Annotated in this window: 9 protein-coding genes and 2 pseudogenes; 4 read left to right on the plus strand and 7 right to left on the minus strand. The window is 69.4% G+C overall.

The window, feature by feature from the left end; translation table 11 throughout:
• Nucleotides 1-62: 62 nt before the first annotated feature.
• The 3 genes from ACFYRX_RS24715 to ACFYRX_RS24725 form a co-directional block, all read right to left on the minus strand.
• Nucleotides 63-1,715, minus strand: a complete 1,653-nt coding sequence (locus ACFYRX_RS24715) for a polyamine aminopropyltransferase (protein WP_389103505.1) — start codon at nucleotides 1,713-1,715, stop codon at nucleotides 63-65.
• Nucleotides 1,716-1,799: 84 nt separating this feature from the next.
• Nucleotides 1,800-2,330: a DUF2617 family protein gene (locus ACFYRX_RS24720; RefSeq protein ID WP_389103507.1), complete on the minus strand. Its 531-nt coding sequence runs from the start codon at nucleotides 2,328-2,330 to the stop codon at nucleotides 1,800-1,802.
• A gap of 402 nt (nucleotides 2,331-2,732) precedes the next feature.
• Nucleotides 2,733-3,083, minus strand: coding sequence for a hypothetical protein (locus ACFYRX_RS24725; protein WP_389103510.1), 351 nt, complete (start codon nucleotides 3,081-3,083; stop codon nucleotides 2,733-2,735).
• 129 nt (nucleotides 3,084-3,212) lie between these two features.
• On the opposite strand from ACFYRX_RS24725, the gene ACFYRX_RS24730 reads away from it, so the two are divergent.
• Entirely contained in the window at nucleotides 3,213-4,403 is a 1,191-nt protein-coding gene (locus tag ACFYRX_RS24730; RefSeq protein ID WP_389103513.1) for a pyridoxal phosphate-dependent aminotransferase, read from the plus strand.
• Nucleotides 4,404-4,551: 148 nt separating this feature from the next.
• On the opposite strand, the gene ACFYRX_RS24735 is transcribed toward ACFYRX_RS24730, so the two are convergent.
• Both ACFYRX_RS24735 and ACFYRX_RS24740 read right to left on the minus strand, forming a co-directional pair.
• Nucleotides 4,552-4,815: a type II toxin-antitoxin system RelE/ParE family toxin gene (locus tag ACFYRX_RS24735; RefSeq protein WP_389103516.1), complete on the minus strand. Its 264-nt coding sequence runs from the start codon at nucleotides 4,813-4,815 to the stop codon at nucleotides 4,552-4,554.
• Entirely contained in the window at nucleotides 4,808-5,077 is a 270-nt protein-coding gene (locus tag ACFYRX_RS24740) for a type II toxin-antitoxin system Phd/YefM family antitoxin (RefSeq protein WP_005483715.1), read from the minus strand. Before ACFYRX_RS24740 ends, ACFYRX_RS24735 begins: the two co-directional genes overlap by 8 nt.
• Nucleotides 5,078-5,175: 98 nt before the next feature.
• On the opposite strand from ACFYRX_RS24740, the pseudogene ACFYRX_RS24745 reads away from it, so the two are divergent.
• A pseudogene (locus tag ACFYRX_RS24745) lies at nucleotides 5,176-5,599 on the plus strand (aminotransferase class I/II-fold pyridoxal phosphate-dependent enzyme); the annotation flags it as partial.
• A gap of 96 nt (nucleotides 5,600-5,695) precedes the next feature.
• On the opposite strand, the gene ACFYRX_RS24750 reads toward ACFYRX_RS24745, so the two are convergent.
• Nucleotides 5,696-6,187: a hypothetical protein gene (locus ACFYRX_RS24750; RefSeq protein ID WP_389103517.1), complete on the minus strand. Its 492-nt coding sequence runs from the start codon at nucleotides 6,185-6,187 to the stop codon at nucleotides 5,696-5,698.
• A complete protein-coding gene (locus ACFYRX_RS24755) occupies nucleotides 6,184-10,782 on the minus strand; it encodes a DNRLRE domain-containing protein (RefSeq protein ID WP_389103520.1) in 4,599 nt (1,532 codons plus the stop codon). Before ACFYRX_RS24755 ends, ACFYRX_RS24750 begins: the two co-directional genes overlap by 4 nt.
• 484 nt (nucleotides 10,783-11,266) lie before the next feature.
• Here ACFYRX_RS24755 and ACFYRX_RS24760 point away from each other — a divergent pair.
• Both ACFYRX_RS24760 and ACFYRX_RS24765 read left to right on the plus strand, forming a co-directional pair.
• Nucleotides 11,267-11,463: pseudogene (locus ACFYRX_RS24760) on the plus strand (aminotransferase); the annotation flags it as partial.
• Nucleotides 11,464-11,652: 189 nt separating this feature from the next.
• Nucleotides 11,653-13,659 carry a hypothetical protein gene (locus ACFYRX_RS24765; RefSeq protein WP_389103713.1) on the plus strand — a complete coding sequence of 669 codons (2,007 nt, stop codon included), beginning with the start codon at nucleotides 11,653-11,655 and terminating at the stop codon, nucleotides 13,657-13,659.
• The last annotated feature ends 37 nt before the right edge of the window (nucleotides 13,660-13,696 follow it).

Consider the following 13,696-nt stretch of genomic DNA (forward strand, 5'->3'; position numbering starts at 1 on the left):
AGCCTACCCAGGGGCGGCGGTCGTGCACCCCCGTTGGTCGAAAGTGACCGCGCCCTCGCGTCTCAGTAGCGCGGATGCACCAACGTCGAGGCCGCAAGACCCCTGATCCTGGTCGCCTCCGCCGCGCTCCGCGCCGCCCGCAGGGACTGCTCCGTCAGGGTCGCCGGTCCTGGTCCCGGCCCCGGTCCCCGGGGATCGAGGGCCAGTGCGGGGCGCGCCGACTGTGACGCCAGTACGAAGCCCCAGTCGTCCGGGGCGCGGGACGCGCCGGCCGTGCGGTCGGGGCCCGCGGCGAAGCCGGAGTCGCGGCCGCCGACACGGTAGGGCGTGGTGAACAGGCCCGCCGCACGCATCGTCGACTCCACCGTCCAGAAGGCCCGGGGACGGGAGGAGACCGGCCCCGCGTGCACGACGAGGCGGCCGTCGGGGGCCAGGACGCGGCGGACGAGGCCGTAGAACTCCTCGGAGTACAGCTTGGTGCTCGCGGTGATGCCGGGGTCGGGGAGATCGGAGATCACCACGTCGTACGACGGCACGGGCGGCGCCGTCCGCAGCCGGCGGAACGCGTCGGCCGTGGTCACGTGGACACGCGGGTCGCCGAACACATGGCCGTTGAGCCGGGAGAGCGCCGGGTCGCGGCGGGCCAGGTCCACCACCGCGGGGTCGAGTTCGACGACGTCGGCCCGCCGTACACCGGGGTACCGCAGCACCTCGCGGGCGGCGAGGCCGTCGCCGCCGCCGAGGACCAGCACGCGCGCGTGGGGGCCGTCCATCGCGGGGTGGACCAGGGCCTCGTGGTAGCGGCGCTCGTCGCGGCCGCTGACGCGCAGGCGGCCGTCGAGGAAGAGGTCGAGGGGGCGGCCGTGGGTGCCGCCGGTGAGGACGACCTCCTGGACGCCGGTCTGGAGGGCGACGCGCACGTCGTCGCCGTAGACCGCCTCCCGCGCGACCCGTTCGAAGTCGTCGACGAGGACGGCGGCGGTGGCGAGGACGCCGAGTACCACGAGGTTGGCGCACAGCAGCAGATGGCGGGCCCGGCGGGTCAGGTCACGGCGGAACAGGCCGAGGACCAGGGCGCCGCCGGCGATCACGTTGACCGTGCCGGTGAGCATCACGCCGGTCAACTGACCCAGCAGGGGCAGCAGGAGGAAGGGAAAGGCCAGGCCGCCGACGAGGGCGCCGACGTAGTCCGCGGCGAACAGGTCGGCGACCGCGCCGCCGGCGTCCTGGCGGCGGATGCGCTGGATCAGCTCCATCAGCAGGGGGACCTCGGCGCCGATGAGCAGGCCGATGGCGAGGGAGAAGGCGACCAGGAGCCAGCGCGGGCCGCTCGCCCACAGGCCGCCCCAGTCGCCGGTCCAGGCGAAGACGGCGTACAACGCCATCGCACTGCACCCGCCGACCAGGGCGAGGAGTGCCTCCAGTGCGCCGAACGCGGCCGCCGCCCGTCGGCGCAGCCGCTTGGCGGCGAGCGAGCCGATGCCCATCGCGAAGACCATGACGGACAGCACCACGGAGGCCTGGGTGACGGAGTCGCCGATCAAGTACGAGGCGAGGGCGACCAGTTCGAGCTCGTACACCAGTCCGCAGGCCGCGCAGACGAAGACACAGGCGAGGACGAGGAACCGGCCCGTGCCGGGGCGGACGGGCAGCCGCGCGGGTCCGGCCCACGACGGCGGAGCGCCGGGCGGGGCGGGAGCGTGCGACTCGATCACGTTGCGACGTTACGTCACTGACGAGTCACGATTCGTCACCCACACGTGTGGAACTCCCGGTCAACCGTGCCCCGCCGGTTTACCTCAGTGAGCGAACGGCGCGCCCACCGGAACCCGGACCCCGACCCTCGTCCGGGTCGCCACCAACTGGCCGTCCTGCGGGTAGGCGTGCCAGGTCCGCCAGTGCACCTGGCCGTCGTGGCGCTGGGCCAGCATCGCCGTGAACGCGTGCGGACTGCCGGGGAAGACGCCGGCCAGTCCGTTGGGATGGTCGCGGACGAGCGCCAGCAGTTCCTGCGCCCGCCCGGCGAACTGGCCCGGTGACAGCGCCTCGACGCGCGCGGCGAACTCGTACTCCCAGTCGCCCACCCGTTTGGCCACGCCCAGCGGCAGCGGCGTACTGCTTCCGGCGATGCACGCCACCGTCTCCGAACACGTGCCTCGCTCCTCCTCCAGGAGTACCTGGTGGGACGCGCCGAGAAGTCTCAACTGAAGCTTGGTCCCGCCGAGTTCGAGGTCGAGCGTGGCGAGGGCGGGCAGCGGCTCGCGCCCCAGGGCCCAGGCGAGGTCGGCCGCGCGCGTGTCGGTGTACGAGGTGTTCAGGGTCGTGAGCATGGATCGGCTCCGCTAGCACGCAAAGGAGAGGGTGATGTGGGGTTCCAGCACGCCCGGGCGACTGTGGGGGGATCTGCCCGGTCAGCCCAGTCGGGAGGTCAGGAGGTGTCCGTAGGACGTCCGAGGGGCTGTGTTGGTGATTTAGAGGGAATCATGAACAGTGGCGCCGTCACAGCGTTTTTACCCAACTTCGTGGGGTTTCCATCCCTCCGTGGGCTTCACAGCTCAACTGTTCAACCACGGCGCACGCCACGGCGGCCGGAGCGTACGCCGGGGTACCGGAGTGAAAAAGCGACAAGCGGGGGCGTGGATCCCGACCCAGGTCCGGACCCACGCCCCCGCGTTCCCCCGCTCCCCCGTCTCCGGATGCGGTTCCCCCTGCCGGAGCTCAGCTGCCCCGTGTCAGCTGCCTCCCCCGCATCCGCCCCCGCCGCCGCAGGACGACCCGCCACCACAGGACGAACTGCTGCCGCAGGAGTTCCCGCCACCGCAGGAGTGCGAGTGGCCGCCGTGATGTCCGCCGGAGTCCCCGCTGGAGGACCCGCACGAGGAAACGGCTCCGGCCGCCCCGCCGGCCCACCAGCTGTCGCCACTGCTGCCGCTGCCGCTGCTGCTGCTGCTGCCGCCACTGCCGCGCCGCCTGCCGCGCGTATCCACCCTCGCCGACCTGCGGGCGTTGCGGCCGGCGGCCGCGATTCCCGCCAACGCCAGAGCGGCGATCACTGCCAGAGCCAGGATGATGCCGATGATCATGGCGCCACCCTCCTTCCGAGTCCCCCGAAGCGACCCCCCGTGGGCGCCTCGCCGGTTGCGTGAGCTGGAGATGCCCTTCCGTCTCACGGGCCAAAGCAGAGTTGAGGAACTCCAGAGCTTGGGCGCAGGATGACCGGCATGACCTCCAGTGCGCGCCCCCTGCTCAACCGCCGTCTCGCCGAGTTCGGGACGACGATCTTCGCCGAGATGTCCGCCCTGGCTCTGCAGACGGGTTCGATCAACCTGGGCCAGGGCTTTCCCGACACGGACGGGCCCGAGGAGGTCAGGGAGGCGGCCGTGCGGGCGCTGCGCGACGGGCGTGGCAACCAGTACCCGCCGGGCCCGGGCGTCCCGGAGCTGCGCTCGGCGGTCGCCGCGCACCAGGAGCGCCGTTACGGCCTCTCCTACGACCCCGACGCCGAGGTGCTGGTCACGGCGGGCGCCACGGAGGCCATCGCCGCCGCGCTGCTCGCCCTGGTCGAGCCCGGTGACGAGGTCGTCGCGTTCGAGCCGTACTACGACTCCTACGCGGCCTGCATCGCGATGGCGGGCGGCACCAGGGTCCCCGTCACCCTGCGCCCCGCCGAGGGCCGCTTCCGCCTGGACCTCGACGAGCTGCGCGCCGCCGTCACCGACCGGACCCGGCTCCTCCTGATCAACACCCCGCACAACCCCACCGGCACGGTCCTCACCCGCGAGGAGCTGACCGCGATCGCCGAACTGGCGGTCGAGCGGGACCTGCTGGTGATCACCGACGAGGTGTACGAGCACCTGGTCTTCGACGACGCCGAACACATCCCGCTCGCCTCCTTCCCGGGGATGCGGGAGCGCACGGTCTCGATCGGTTCCGCCGGCAAGACGTTCTCCTTCACCGGCTGGAAGGTCGGCTGGATCACGGCGGCGCCCGGCCTTGTCTCCGCGGTGCGGTCGGCGAAGCAGTTCCTGACATACGTGTCGTCGGGGCCGTTCCAGTACGCCGTCGCCGAGGCGCTGGCCCTCCCGGACACGTACTTCGAGGCGTTCCGCGAGGACATGCGGGCCAAGCGGGACCTGCTGTCGGCGGGGCTCACGGAGGCGGGCTTCGAGGTGTTCCGGCCCTCGGGCACGTACTTCATCACCACCGACATCCGCCCCCTCGGCGAGACGGACGGCTTCGCCTTCTGCCGCGCCCTGCCGGAACGGGCCGGCGTGGTCGCGATCCCGAACGCGGTCTTCTACGACCACCGGGAGCAAGGCGCACCCTTTGTTCGATTTGCCTTCTGCAAGCGGACAAGCGTGCTGGAGGAGGCGGCATCCCGGCTCAAGTCGCTGGCCGGGTAGCAGCCGCACGGTTCGGGCTCCTCCGTGGACCTCAGCCGCCAGGATGCCGGCGAGCGTTTCGTCTGCGGTACAGGCCGTTACGGGCCCGGCCCCTTCAGTGATCCCGTGCTGGATCGGTGCTGGATTCTCTGACTCGGTCTCAGAGTGCTCAGGTGTCGTAGACGGTGGAGCGATGCCCGACGTGTACGACCCACACCACCAGCTCGCCGTTGTCGATCGTGTAGATCACGCGGTAGTCGCCTACCCGCAGGCGGCGCCGGTCGGGCTGGGAGACGAGGGCCGTGGTGTTGAACCCAGTGGGGTCGTTCTCCAACTCGGTGAGCTTGGCCAGAATGCGGAGGGCCATGTCTCGCGGCACCTTGCGGAGTTCGGCCTGAGCCTCGGCTCGGAAGACGGTGCGGTACTCACTCACTGCGCGCCAGCGTCTCCCTCATGATGTCCTCGATCGGGATGCCAGGTGCCGGGTTGGTCATGCGCTCGTCGATGATCCGGTTGATCTCGCGCTCTTCCCACTCCTGGTATTTGCGCAGCACCTCGATGGACACCACGGCGGCGACCTGCTTGCCGCGCCGGGTGATGACGGTAGGTACATCGTCCCGGTCGGCCCGCTCCACGACCTCGGCCAGGTGTGCCCGGACATCGCGGATCGACTCTATGGGCATGGGCTGTGTCATGCGCCCAAGAGTACCGAGTGTCCCATGTGTACACAACAGGTCGCTGTCACTCGGAGGTGCAGCCCCGTGGGCCCTCATGCGGATGAGTGCCCGAACGGGAAGTGGCCTGGATCACGGCGACGCCCGGCCTCGTCTCGGTGGTGCGGTCGGCGAAGCAGTTCCTGACGTACGTGTCGTCGGGGCCGTTCCAGTACGCGGTGGCGGAGGCGCTCACCCTGCCCGACAGCTGCTTCACGGCGTTCCGCGAGGACATGCGGACGAAGAGGGACCTGCTGGCGGCGGGCCTGGAGGAAGCGGGCTTCGAGGTCTTCACCCCCCTCGGGCACGTACTTCAGCCCCCTCGGCGAGACGGACGGCTTCGTGCCCTGCCGTGCCCTGCCGGAACAGGCCGGCGTGGTCGCGATCCCGAACGCGGTCTTCTACGACCACCGCGAGCAAGGCGCAGCCTTCGTGCGGTTCGCGTTCTGCAGGCGGGCATCGGTGCTGGCGGACGCAGTAGGCCGATTGAAGCGGCTGGGGTGAGCCGGACGACGAGGTCATCGCCATCCGACCCTTCTCCCGCCCGAACCTGATCAACGCTCCTCCACAGCCATACGCGGCTGTGGAGGAGCATGTGTCTCAGGAGGATCCGGAGGGTGAGGCCAGTGACTTGAGGTGATCGCGCCAGGCAGCCGTCACACTTGACGGGATCTTGGTGGTCAACCCGGCTTCTTTGGTGAAGGCGAGGCCCTGACTGTAGGCGCCACCCCCACAGCCGTCCGACTGGCGGGTGAGCTTCACGTCGGAGGAAGCGTCGATCTCGGGACTGTTGCTTCCCTTCGGGGTGACGCGAAACCGGACCGTACCGAGGTCAGGATCCACGTCGCCTGGAAGAGGCAGGCTCACTCGGGTGATGTCCTCCTGTTCGAGCCTGTCCTTGACGCATTTGCCCCCTGCGCACAGCTCGTAGGAGGCGCCCGCGAGGTCGGTGTAGCCCTGCTGGAGGAACATCACGCCGACCTGCGATGTGACGCCGACGCCGGCGCACGGCTTGGAGCTGCTGCACGCCGATGCGGTCAACGCCACGGCGGACACGATCGCGAGGACTCCCAGCCTCACCGTTCGTCTCACCACTTCTTTACCCCTCCCGGGAGTGCCTTCTCCGCCAGAGCGATGTCCGTGAAGAACACCGTGCATTTGCCGTCCCAGGCGTCGCTGCACTCGCCGTCATCACTGACCGACTTGCAGCCGCCTCCCGAGATGATGCCCTTCGCGTTGACGTGGCCGTTGGACTTCACGGAGTAGACGGGCCCGCCGGAGTCACCGTTGAGCGTGCACGCTCCCGAGTTCTTCTGGCCCACGGTCATGTTGTGCGCCACGTCCCCGTTGCCGTACTTGAACCGCTTCTTGGTCTCCGTCACCTTCCAGCCGCAGACCTCACTGGAGCGGCCGCCTCCGGTGCAGAACTTCTGTCCCTTCGACGACCGTGTGGTGAACCGGTTGTCCACCCGCCGCATCACGCTGTCGTGCTGGTAAATACGTGCGGACACGTTGTACCTGTTCTCGAGGACCTTGATCAGCGACAGGTCTCCCGAATAGTAGTTCTGGCCATGGAGTTTCACCGAGCCCCTGCCGTTGGCGTAGTTGTCGACGTTGACGAAGCCGACGGTGACCGAGTCGTCGGTACCGGTGATGTCCCAGCTGTCCATGTATCCGTCGGCGTAGGTGCAGTGCCCGGCGCTGACGATGTACGGCTTACCGTTGTATGTCCAGGCGAAGCCGGTGGTGCATGCGTTGACCTTCCCCGCCGCATCGCCCGCGGCCCAGTGGGACTCGTAGCCGGCTCCTCCCTTGTAGGGGTTCTTGTCGGTCCAGCGGGTCGAGGTCTCCTGGAGTTGGGTGACTCCGGGATTGACGCGGACGGTAACGGTGTCGGTGCCGTATCGCCGGCCGAGCCCGTCGGTGAGTTCAGGGTTGTCCGCGGCGATCTCGACGACGACCTTGTTGGTTTCGGCGTCGACGTCCGCACTGGCGAGCGCGGAGGCACCGGGAAGGTCGTCGTCGTCGAGCAGCAGGACCTCGTCGGCGATGGAGTCGAGTTCGGCCTGACTGTGGTCGACGACCTTTGTTGTGGGGATCACGGTGGCGTCGGTGGTGGTGACGGTACTGGCCACGTCGTCCTCGGTCGTGGTGGTGCCGTCGGCGGCCTCGTCCTCGTCGTCCACGGTGGTGTCGTCGCCGCCCTCGTCGACCGGCACACCGGTCAGGGAGATCGTCGCGGTGGCGTCGGTCTTCGCGCCGCTGTCGGCTACCGGGGCGACGATCTTGCCGGTGTCCTGGTCGAGGTAGGGCGGTGCGAGGGCGTCGGGAGACGCCTCGGCCCGGTCCTCGGCCGTCTCCAGCGCGTACGACTCGATGGAAGTCGGTGAGGCCAGGCTGTCGAGGTCGGTGCCGTCGTCGGTGACCTCGACCCGGTTCAGCAGAACGGCGACGGACGCGGAGGGCGCCGGTGCGTTGGCGCCCGTGAAGGTCACTCGCAGCTGAAGGCCTCCGTCGTCGGTGACGGCGTCAGTGGTCCAGGTGAGCACCGGGGTGACACCAGCGGTCATGGCGACCGGCCAGGTGACGGCGGTGCCGTCCGAGGCGAGGGTGACGGCGGACACCGGAATGTCCGACCAACTGTCGCTGTCGCCGCGCCGGTACTGGAAGGTGGCCCCGGTCAGGTCCACGGGTCCGGCCGCGGTGAGGGTGACCGAGTGGCCGATCTCCTCGCCGGACAGTGGTGTGGTGAGGCCTGCGGCGCCGACGTGGAAGGTGTAGACGGTCGCGGGGGAGGTGTTGCCCGCCTTGTCGGTGGCCGTGACGGTCAGCTTGTGGCTTCCCTCGCTCGCCGGGGTCAGATCGATCGCGGCGGCCGCGGCAGCGGCGGCGACCGTAGTGGCCGTACCGCTGTCCAGGGCATAGGTGAAGGTGTCCAGCCCCTTGTCCGCGGACGTCAGCGTGAATGTCCCGGTATCGCCCCCGTCACCGGCCCAGGCGTCGCTGGGGAAGTCCGGCGAGGAGACCGTGGGCGCGGCGGGCGCAGTGGTGTCGACGGTGAAGCGGTAATGGGCCGCGGGTCCCCAGGTTCCGGCCGAGTTGACGGCGCGGACGTGCAGGTACCAGGTGCCCTGTGCGGCGGTGCCGCTGTAGCCGGCGGTCGTGGAGTCGGCCGTGGTGTCCGGCACGGTGGTGGCACTGGAGTCCACGGTGTAGCTGTAGCCGCTTGCGGTGGCGCTGGTCGTCCACGTCGCCTTGAAGGCGGTCGCCTTGTAGGCGTCCGTCTGGTCGGGGTGGGTGGAGGAGGTGACCGTCGGCAGCAGGCCCAGGGTGGAGTCGACCGTGAAGGCGTAGTGGGCGGCGGACGCGGACCAGTTGCCCGCCTTGTCCCTGGCCCGGACGTGCAGGTACCAGGTGCCGTCGGCATTCACCGTGGTGGTGTAGGACGCGGCGCTCTGGGTGGTGCCGGTGCTGCTGGGCAGCGTCGTGCTGCTCTGGTCCACGGTGACCGCGTACGCGGACACACCCGAGGTGTCGCTGGGTGCGGTCCAGGCGAAGGCGGCCGTGCGGCTCGCGTATGTGGATGCGCTCAGCGGGTGCGTGGACGAGGTGACGGTCGCCGCGCCCGGGGCCGTCGTATCGACGTTGAAGGGGAAGGTCTGGGTCGGTGACCACAGTCCGGCCGCGTTCCGGGCCGCCGCGTGGACGTACCAGGTGCCGTCGGTCCGGTCCGTGGCGGACACGGCCGTGGAGGTCTGGGTGACCGTGGTGCCGGCGCTGGTGGCCGGACTCTTGTCGACCTTGACCGCGTACCCGTTGATGCCGCTGGTGTCGTCGGCGCTGAGCGTGCCGGTGAAGTCGTCCGCGGCATACCAGTTGGCCGACGAGCCGTGGCTGCTGCTGGTGACGGCGGGCGCGGCCGGAGCCGTCGGATCGACGGTCAGGGTGCGCCAGGCCGACCACGCCTTCGAGAGGTCGGTCGTGTCGTAGGCCTTGACCCGCCACTTGTACGTTCCCGCGGGGAGTGTGCCCGAGGTCCAGGTGCCCATCCGTCCGGACAGTACGTACTTGGAGTTGCCAGTGGTCTTACGGGTCGTCAGGCCGCTGTCCCAGACCTCGAAGGTGTAGCGGAGCTGGTCGGAGTCGGCGTCCGTCGCCCTGGCCCAAAGGGTGGGGGTGGCATCGGCAGTAACGATTCCGCTGAGCGGGAAGAACTGAAGGGCGGTGCTCGGGTACGAGTTATAGGTAACGGTGAGGTGCGGCTCGGTGGACGAGTCACCCGAGGCGTAGTTCGCCGACCGGAAGCGCCGCCAGGTCAGCGAGTCGGTCTCGCTCGCCCCGCGGACCTGGATGCCGTAGTTGTCGCTGCCGTCGGCCCAGGACTGGACGATGTCGTCGATGTCGAAGTTCATCGTGCCTGCCGGGCAGTCGTCCGAGTAGCCCTTGGCTGCGGTGTTGGTGACCGCTCCGGTGGTGGTTGTCGAAGGCTGGTCGGCCCAGGTCACGCTCGACGACGACCAGGAAGAGGTGATCCGCCGCACCTGGGTGCCCGCGCCCGACGTCGAGCACGAGGAGGACCAGTACGAGTACAGGGCCAGATCGGTGTCGGTGATGTGCTTGCCCGCAAAGTCCGAGACGTCGAACTTCAGGTACGAACGGGCCTTGGTGGAACCCGCGTTGTACGTCCCCGACTTCAACTCGGTCGACGAGATCTGCGAGTCGGTGTAGTTGGTGGCCACCCAGGTGTCCGTGGTCACCGCGAGGGTGGAGGTCGGATCCACCGTCACCGGGTAGGTGGCCGCGGCCAGGAAGTCCGCGTTCGGGGCGAGGATCAGAGTCTGCGACCCATCTGCGGCGGTCTCGATGTCGGCGTCCACCCGGGCCTGGTTCTCCGGCTCGCCGGACAGCTCGTCCTTGCTGGAGTCCCACATCATCGGTGCGGGAGCCTCGGCAACCAGATCACCGGAGGAGTCCTTGAGCAGCAGGTGCCCCGAGTCAGCCTCGGAGAGGCGAAGCCCGTGCAGTTCGAGGGGGATTCGGTACGACACCGGTCTGTCCGGGGCCCGGTCGAGGAGCACGTTCTGGGAGAAGCCCTGGGGCAGCGCGGTCACCTGGAGCGTCTCGCCCGCGCTCAGCGCATACGAGGCCGTGTCGCCGTCCACCGTGGGGGTGGGCAGCTTGTCCTCCCAGCCGAGCCCGAAGCTCTTGCCGTCGTCCGACACCGAGGCCAGATCGGTGTCACCGCCGTCGGAGACCGTGATGTCCGCGGCCGCGGTCTCGGGCGTGAGATCGGCGCCGGTGTCGGCCAGCGTGGTGTCGATGTCCTCCCACTTGCCGTCCTCCTTCACCCGGACCTGCGCGGCGAACGCCTCCGCCGTGAGCGTGCCGTCGGGATTGGCATAGGTGGAGCCCGTCTCAGTACGCTCCGAAAGGATCTCGATACGGCGGTTCTCGCTCTGGGCCAGCACACGGGCCGTGCTCTCGTCGTCGGCCTCCGCCGGACCGAAGTCCCGCTGCTCGGTCGCAGCCGAAGCGGTGGAGTCAGAAGGCGTGTCGTCGGCCGCCGCCTGGCCGACAGATGACAGAGCACCACCAGCCAGGGTCAGAACCAGCATCGCCGCGGTGACGGCAGTTGCGTGTGTCGACTTGCGCCCGTGCTTGCGCCCGGGTCTGTATTTGTGTCGCATCAGCGACCCCTCCCCTGTTCATGCCGGGCAAAGGGCGTCCGGCGTAGGGGAGTTTCACAAAGACCACTGTCAGCATGACCGGTTGATAAATCACCACAGAAAGATCAGATGCGACACCTTGCCGCTTCGGGGCAACTCGGCCTGCACGAAGGCGACATGACATGGCATCCGATTTGACCGGTACATGCATTCCAGAATCTGCCAAAAAGTCGCGAATATCGCCCTGACGCTCTCCGCAAGAAGGGGCCCTTTCCGCCCTCCGTCGAATGTGATGGAAACGTGACCCCAAAGGGTCGTTACAGTGAAGACGCAGGTCAGCCGAGCTCAGCAATCTCACACAAGGCTCGGGGTGCAATCGCACCGGGCACGACGGCATCCGCTGTCGGCCCCCACGTGTGCCAGTGGTCCGCGCTCCGCGCCTTCACCGGTAGTGCGACTCGTCGTGGCGTATGCGTACCTCGATGACTTCCGCACCGCCCACCAGCGCAAGCGCGACCTGCTCGTTTACGGCCTGCGCGCAGCCGGGTCGAGGTCTCCCAGCCCCAGGGCACGTACGTCATCACCACCGACATCCGCCCCCTCGGCGAGACGGACGGCTTCGCCTTCTGCCGCGCCCGCCCCGAACGCCGCGGTGTCGTGGCCGTCCCCGACTCCGTCTTCTACGACGACCCCGACGCCGGCCTCACCAGGCCCGTCGGCCAGAGCCCGCCGACCGGCCTTCCACCCCTTGGGACAACCGGCGAGGATCTTGACACGCGGTCGGAGCCCATTCACGATCTTCACGCTGCTGCCACACCGCCGCCCACTCCTCACCCGTACGCGGTGACAGGGGGCGCCGAGCCAGAGGCAGGCAGGCCCAGGAGGAGAGACGTGGGTATATCCCGATCTGTCAGATCGCTCGCCGTTGCCGCGAGTACCGCCGTGCTGTGCGCCGCCGCACTCGCGCCGGCCGCTGTCGCGGACGACACCGGTGCCGTGATCACGTTCGACGGCATGTCCTCGGACGCCGGAGGCGACGGCACGGTCAGCGCCGGGCAGACCGTCACCGGCACGACGGATGTCACCTTCACGGTGCACGCGGACCCGGACGACGAGCCGACCGACGCCGTGGTCGGCATCACCGGCAGCAACCAGTACCAGGGCACCGGCACGGTCCAGCAGACCATCGCTCTGAGCCCGGGACAGTGCCTGCCCTCCTGCACCCTGCACGCGACCCTGGACACCGCCGCCACCCGGCAGTTCGGAGGCTCCACGAACGGGGTGGCCGCGCCGCTGGTGAACGACGGCGCGAACTCCGTCCACATCGAGGTGGACAGCCCCCGTCCGCGGACCGTCACAGCCGACACCGCCGTCACCGTCGACAACAACCGGCCGGTCGTCACCCTGCCCGACCTGCCCGGCGAGGACGCCTGGACCAACCACGAGCCCGTGGGCCTGTCCGCGGACGGCGAGTTGTCCCTGCGAGCCACGGCGACCGGCGCCAACGGCGTCTCGCGCGTACGGTACTTCAGCTCGAACAGCACCTGGCCCGCCCCCGTCGACCTGACCGCCCCGGCAAGCGGCGCGACATGGACCACCACACTGGACACGAGTGCGGTTCGGGCCGGTCTGTGGGCCGGAGAGGTCTTCGTCGTGGCCTACGACAAGGACGGCCGCGCGGGTTCCCCGGTCCGGGCCGCCGCCCTGGTCGACCACGGCTTCACCATCATGCCGAAGCTCGACACCGTCATCCATCCGGGCGAGACGCCGGTGATCGTGAACTACGCCTACCCGTCGGCGCTCAACAAGACGTTCCCGTCCAACCTGAACTACGCCTACCCGGTCAGCACCACCGTGTCGCTCGACGGCAAGGCGCAGACGACGACGCCGGTCGGCGCCTACACCTACCAGGGAAACACGGACGGCTTCATCGCCGACCTCGATCAACTCCCCTACGGCACCCACACGTTGACGTTTGACTCGGTGGACAACCGCGGCGCCCACGGCCGGGTGGACCTGCCGGTCCGCGTGGTGTCCGACGTGACGCCGACCTGGACGGGCGGCTTCCAGGACTTCCCCGTGGCGGGCAGCAGCCGTACGTACGCCGCCACGACATCCGCCGCCGACGGTGTCAGCCGGGCCGAGCACTGGACTCTCGACGTCGACGGCACGACGTTCGCCACCGGCAGTTATCCCGCACGGCCCTCAGGCACCTGGAAGACCACGACCACGGGCGTGCACACCGTCACGCTGACGATCGTCTCCCAGTACGGCGACACCACCGTCAGCACCATGCCGATCCGCGTCCTGGCCGCCACGACGACCGCGCTGACCGGCCCGGCCACCAGCACCTACGGCCACAAGGCGGCCTTCACCGCCACCGTGGCCCGGACCGGCGCGAAGCCCGCGTCCGGCGCCAAGGTGAGTTTCCAGTACAAGCGGGCGGGGACCACCGTCTGGAAGACCCAGGCGACCGTCACCGCGGACAGCACCGGCAGGGCGACGTACACCACGACCGCCAGGCACAACGGCGCCTGGCGTGCCGTCACCGCCGCGAAGAACCTGACGTGGGCGTCCTCGACCAGCAAGACCCTGACCTCGCACGTCAAGGCCGTCCTCACGGTCAGCAGGCCGGCCGCCAAGGCCGTCCACGGCAAGCCGGTGTCCTTCACCGCGCACAGCTCCCCCTACGTCAAGGGGACCGCCCTGCGCTTCCAGGCCCGCAAGAAGGACGGCACGTGGGTGACCCTCACCAGCGCCACCCTTTCCACCGGCGGCAGCGCCACCGCGAAGATCACCTTCCCGCGCGCGGGAACGTGGACGCTTCGCGTCTACCGCCCGGCCACCACCGACCTGACGGACACGTACTCCTCGACCTGGACGGTCAAGGTCAGCTGACCCGGGCCGTCGTCACCCTCGGCGCGCACGCTCACGA

Source organism: Streptomyces sp. NPDC005374 (assembly GCF_042872225.1).
Lineage (GTDB): Bacteria > Actinomycetota > Actinomycetes > Streptomycetales > Streptomycetaceae > Streptomyces.

Excerpts from the sequence above, each read along its gene's own strand:
- ACFYRX_RS24720 (WP_389103507.1), bottom strand. The coding sequence starts at position 2,330 with ATGCTCACGACCCTGAACACCTCGTACACCGACACGCGCGCGGCCGAC.
- ACFYRX_RS24725 (WP_389103510.1), bottom strand. The coding sequence starts at position 3,083 with ATGATCATCGGCATCATCCTGGCTCTGGCAGTGATCGCCGCTCTGGCG.
- ACFYRX_RS24730 (WP_389103513.1), top strand. The coding sequence starts at position 3,213 with ATGACCGGCATGACCTCCAGTGCGCGCCCCCTGCTCAACCGCCGTCTC.
- ACFYRX_RS24740 (WP_005483715.1), bottom strand. The coding sequence starts at position 5,077 with ATGACACAGCCCATGCCCATAGAGTCGATCCGCGATGTCCGGGCACAC.
- ACFYRX_RS24755 (WP_389103520.1), bottom strand. The coding sequence starts at position 10,782 with ATGCGACACAAATACAGACCCGGGCGCAAGCACGGGCGCAAGTCGACA.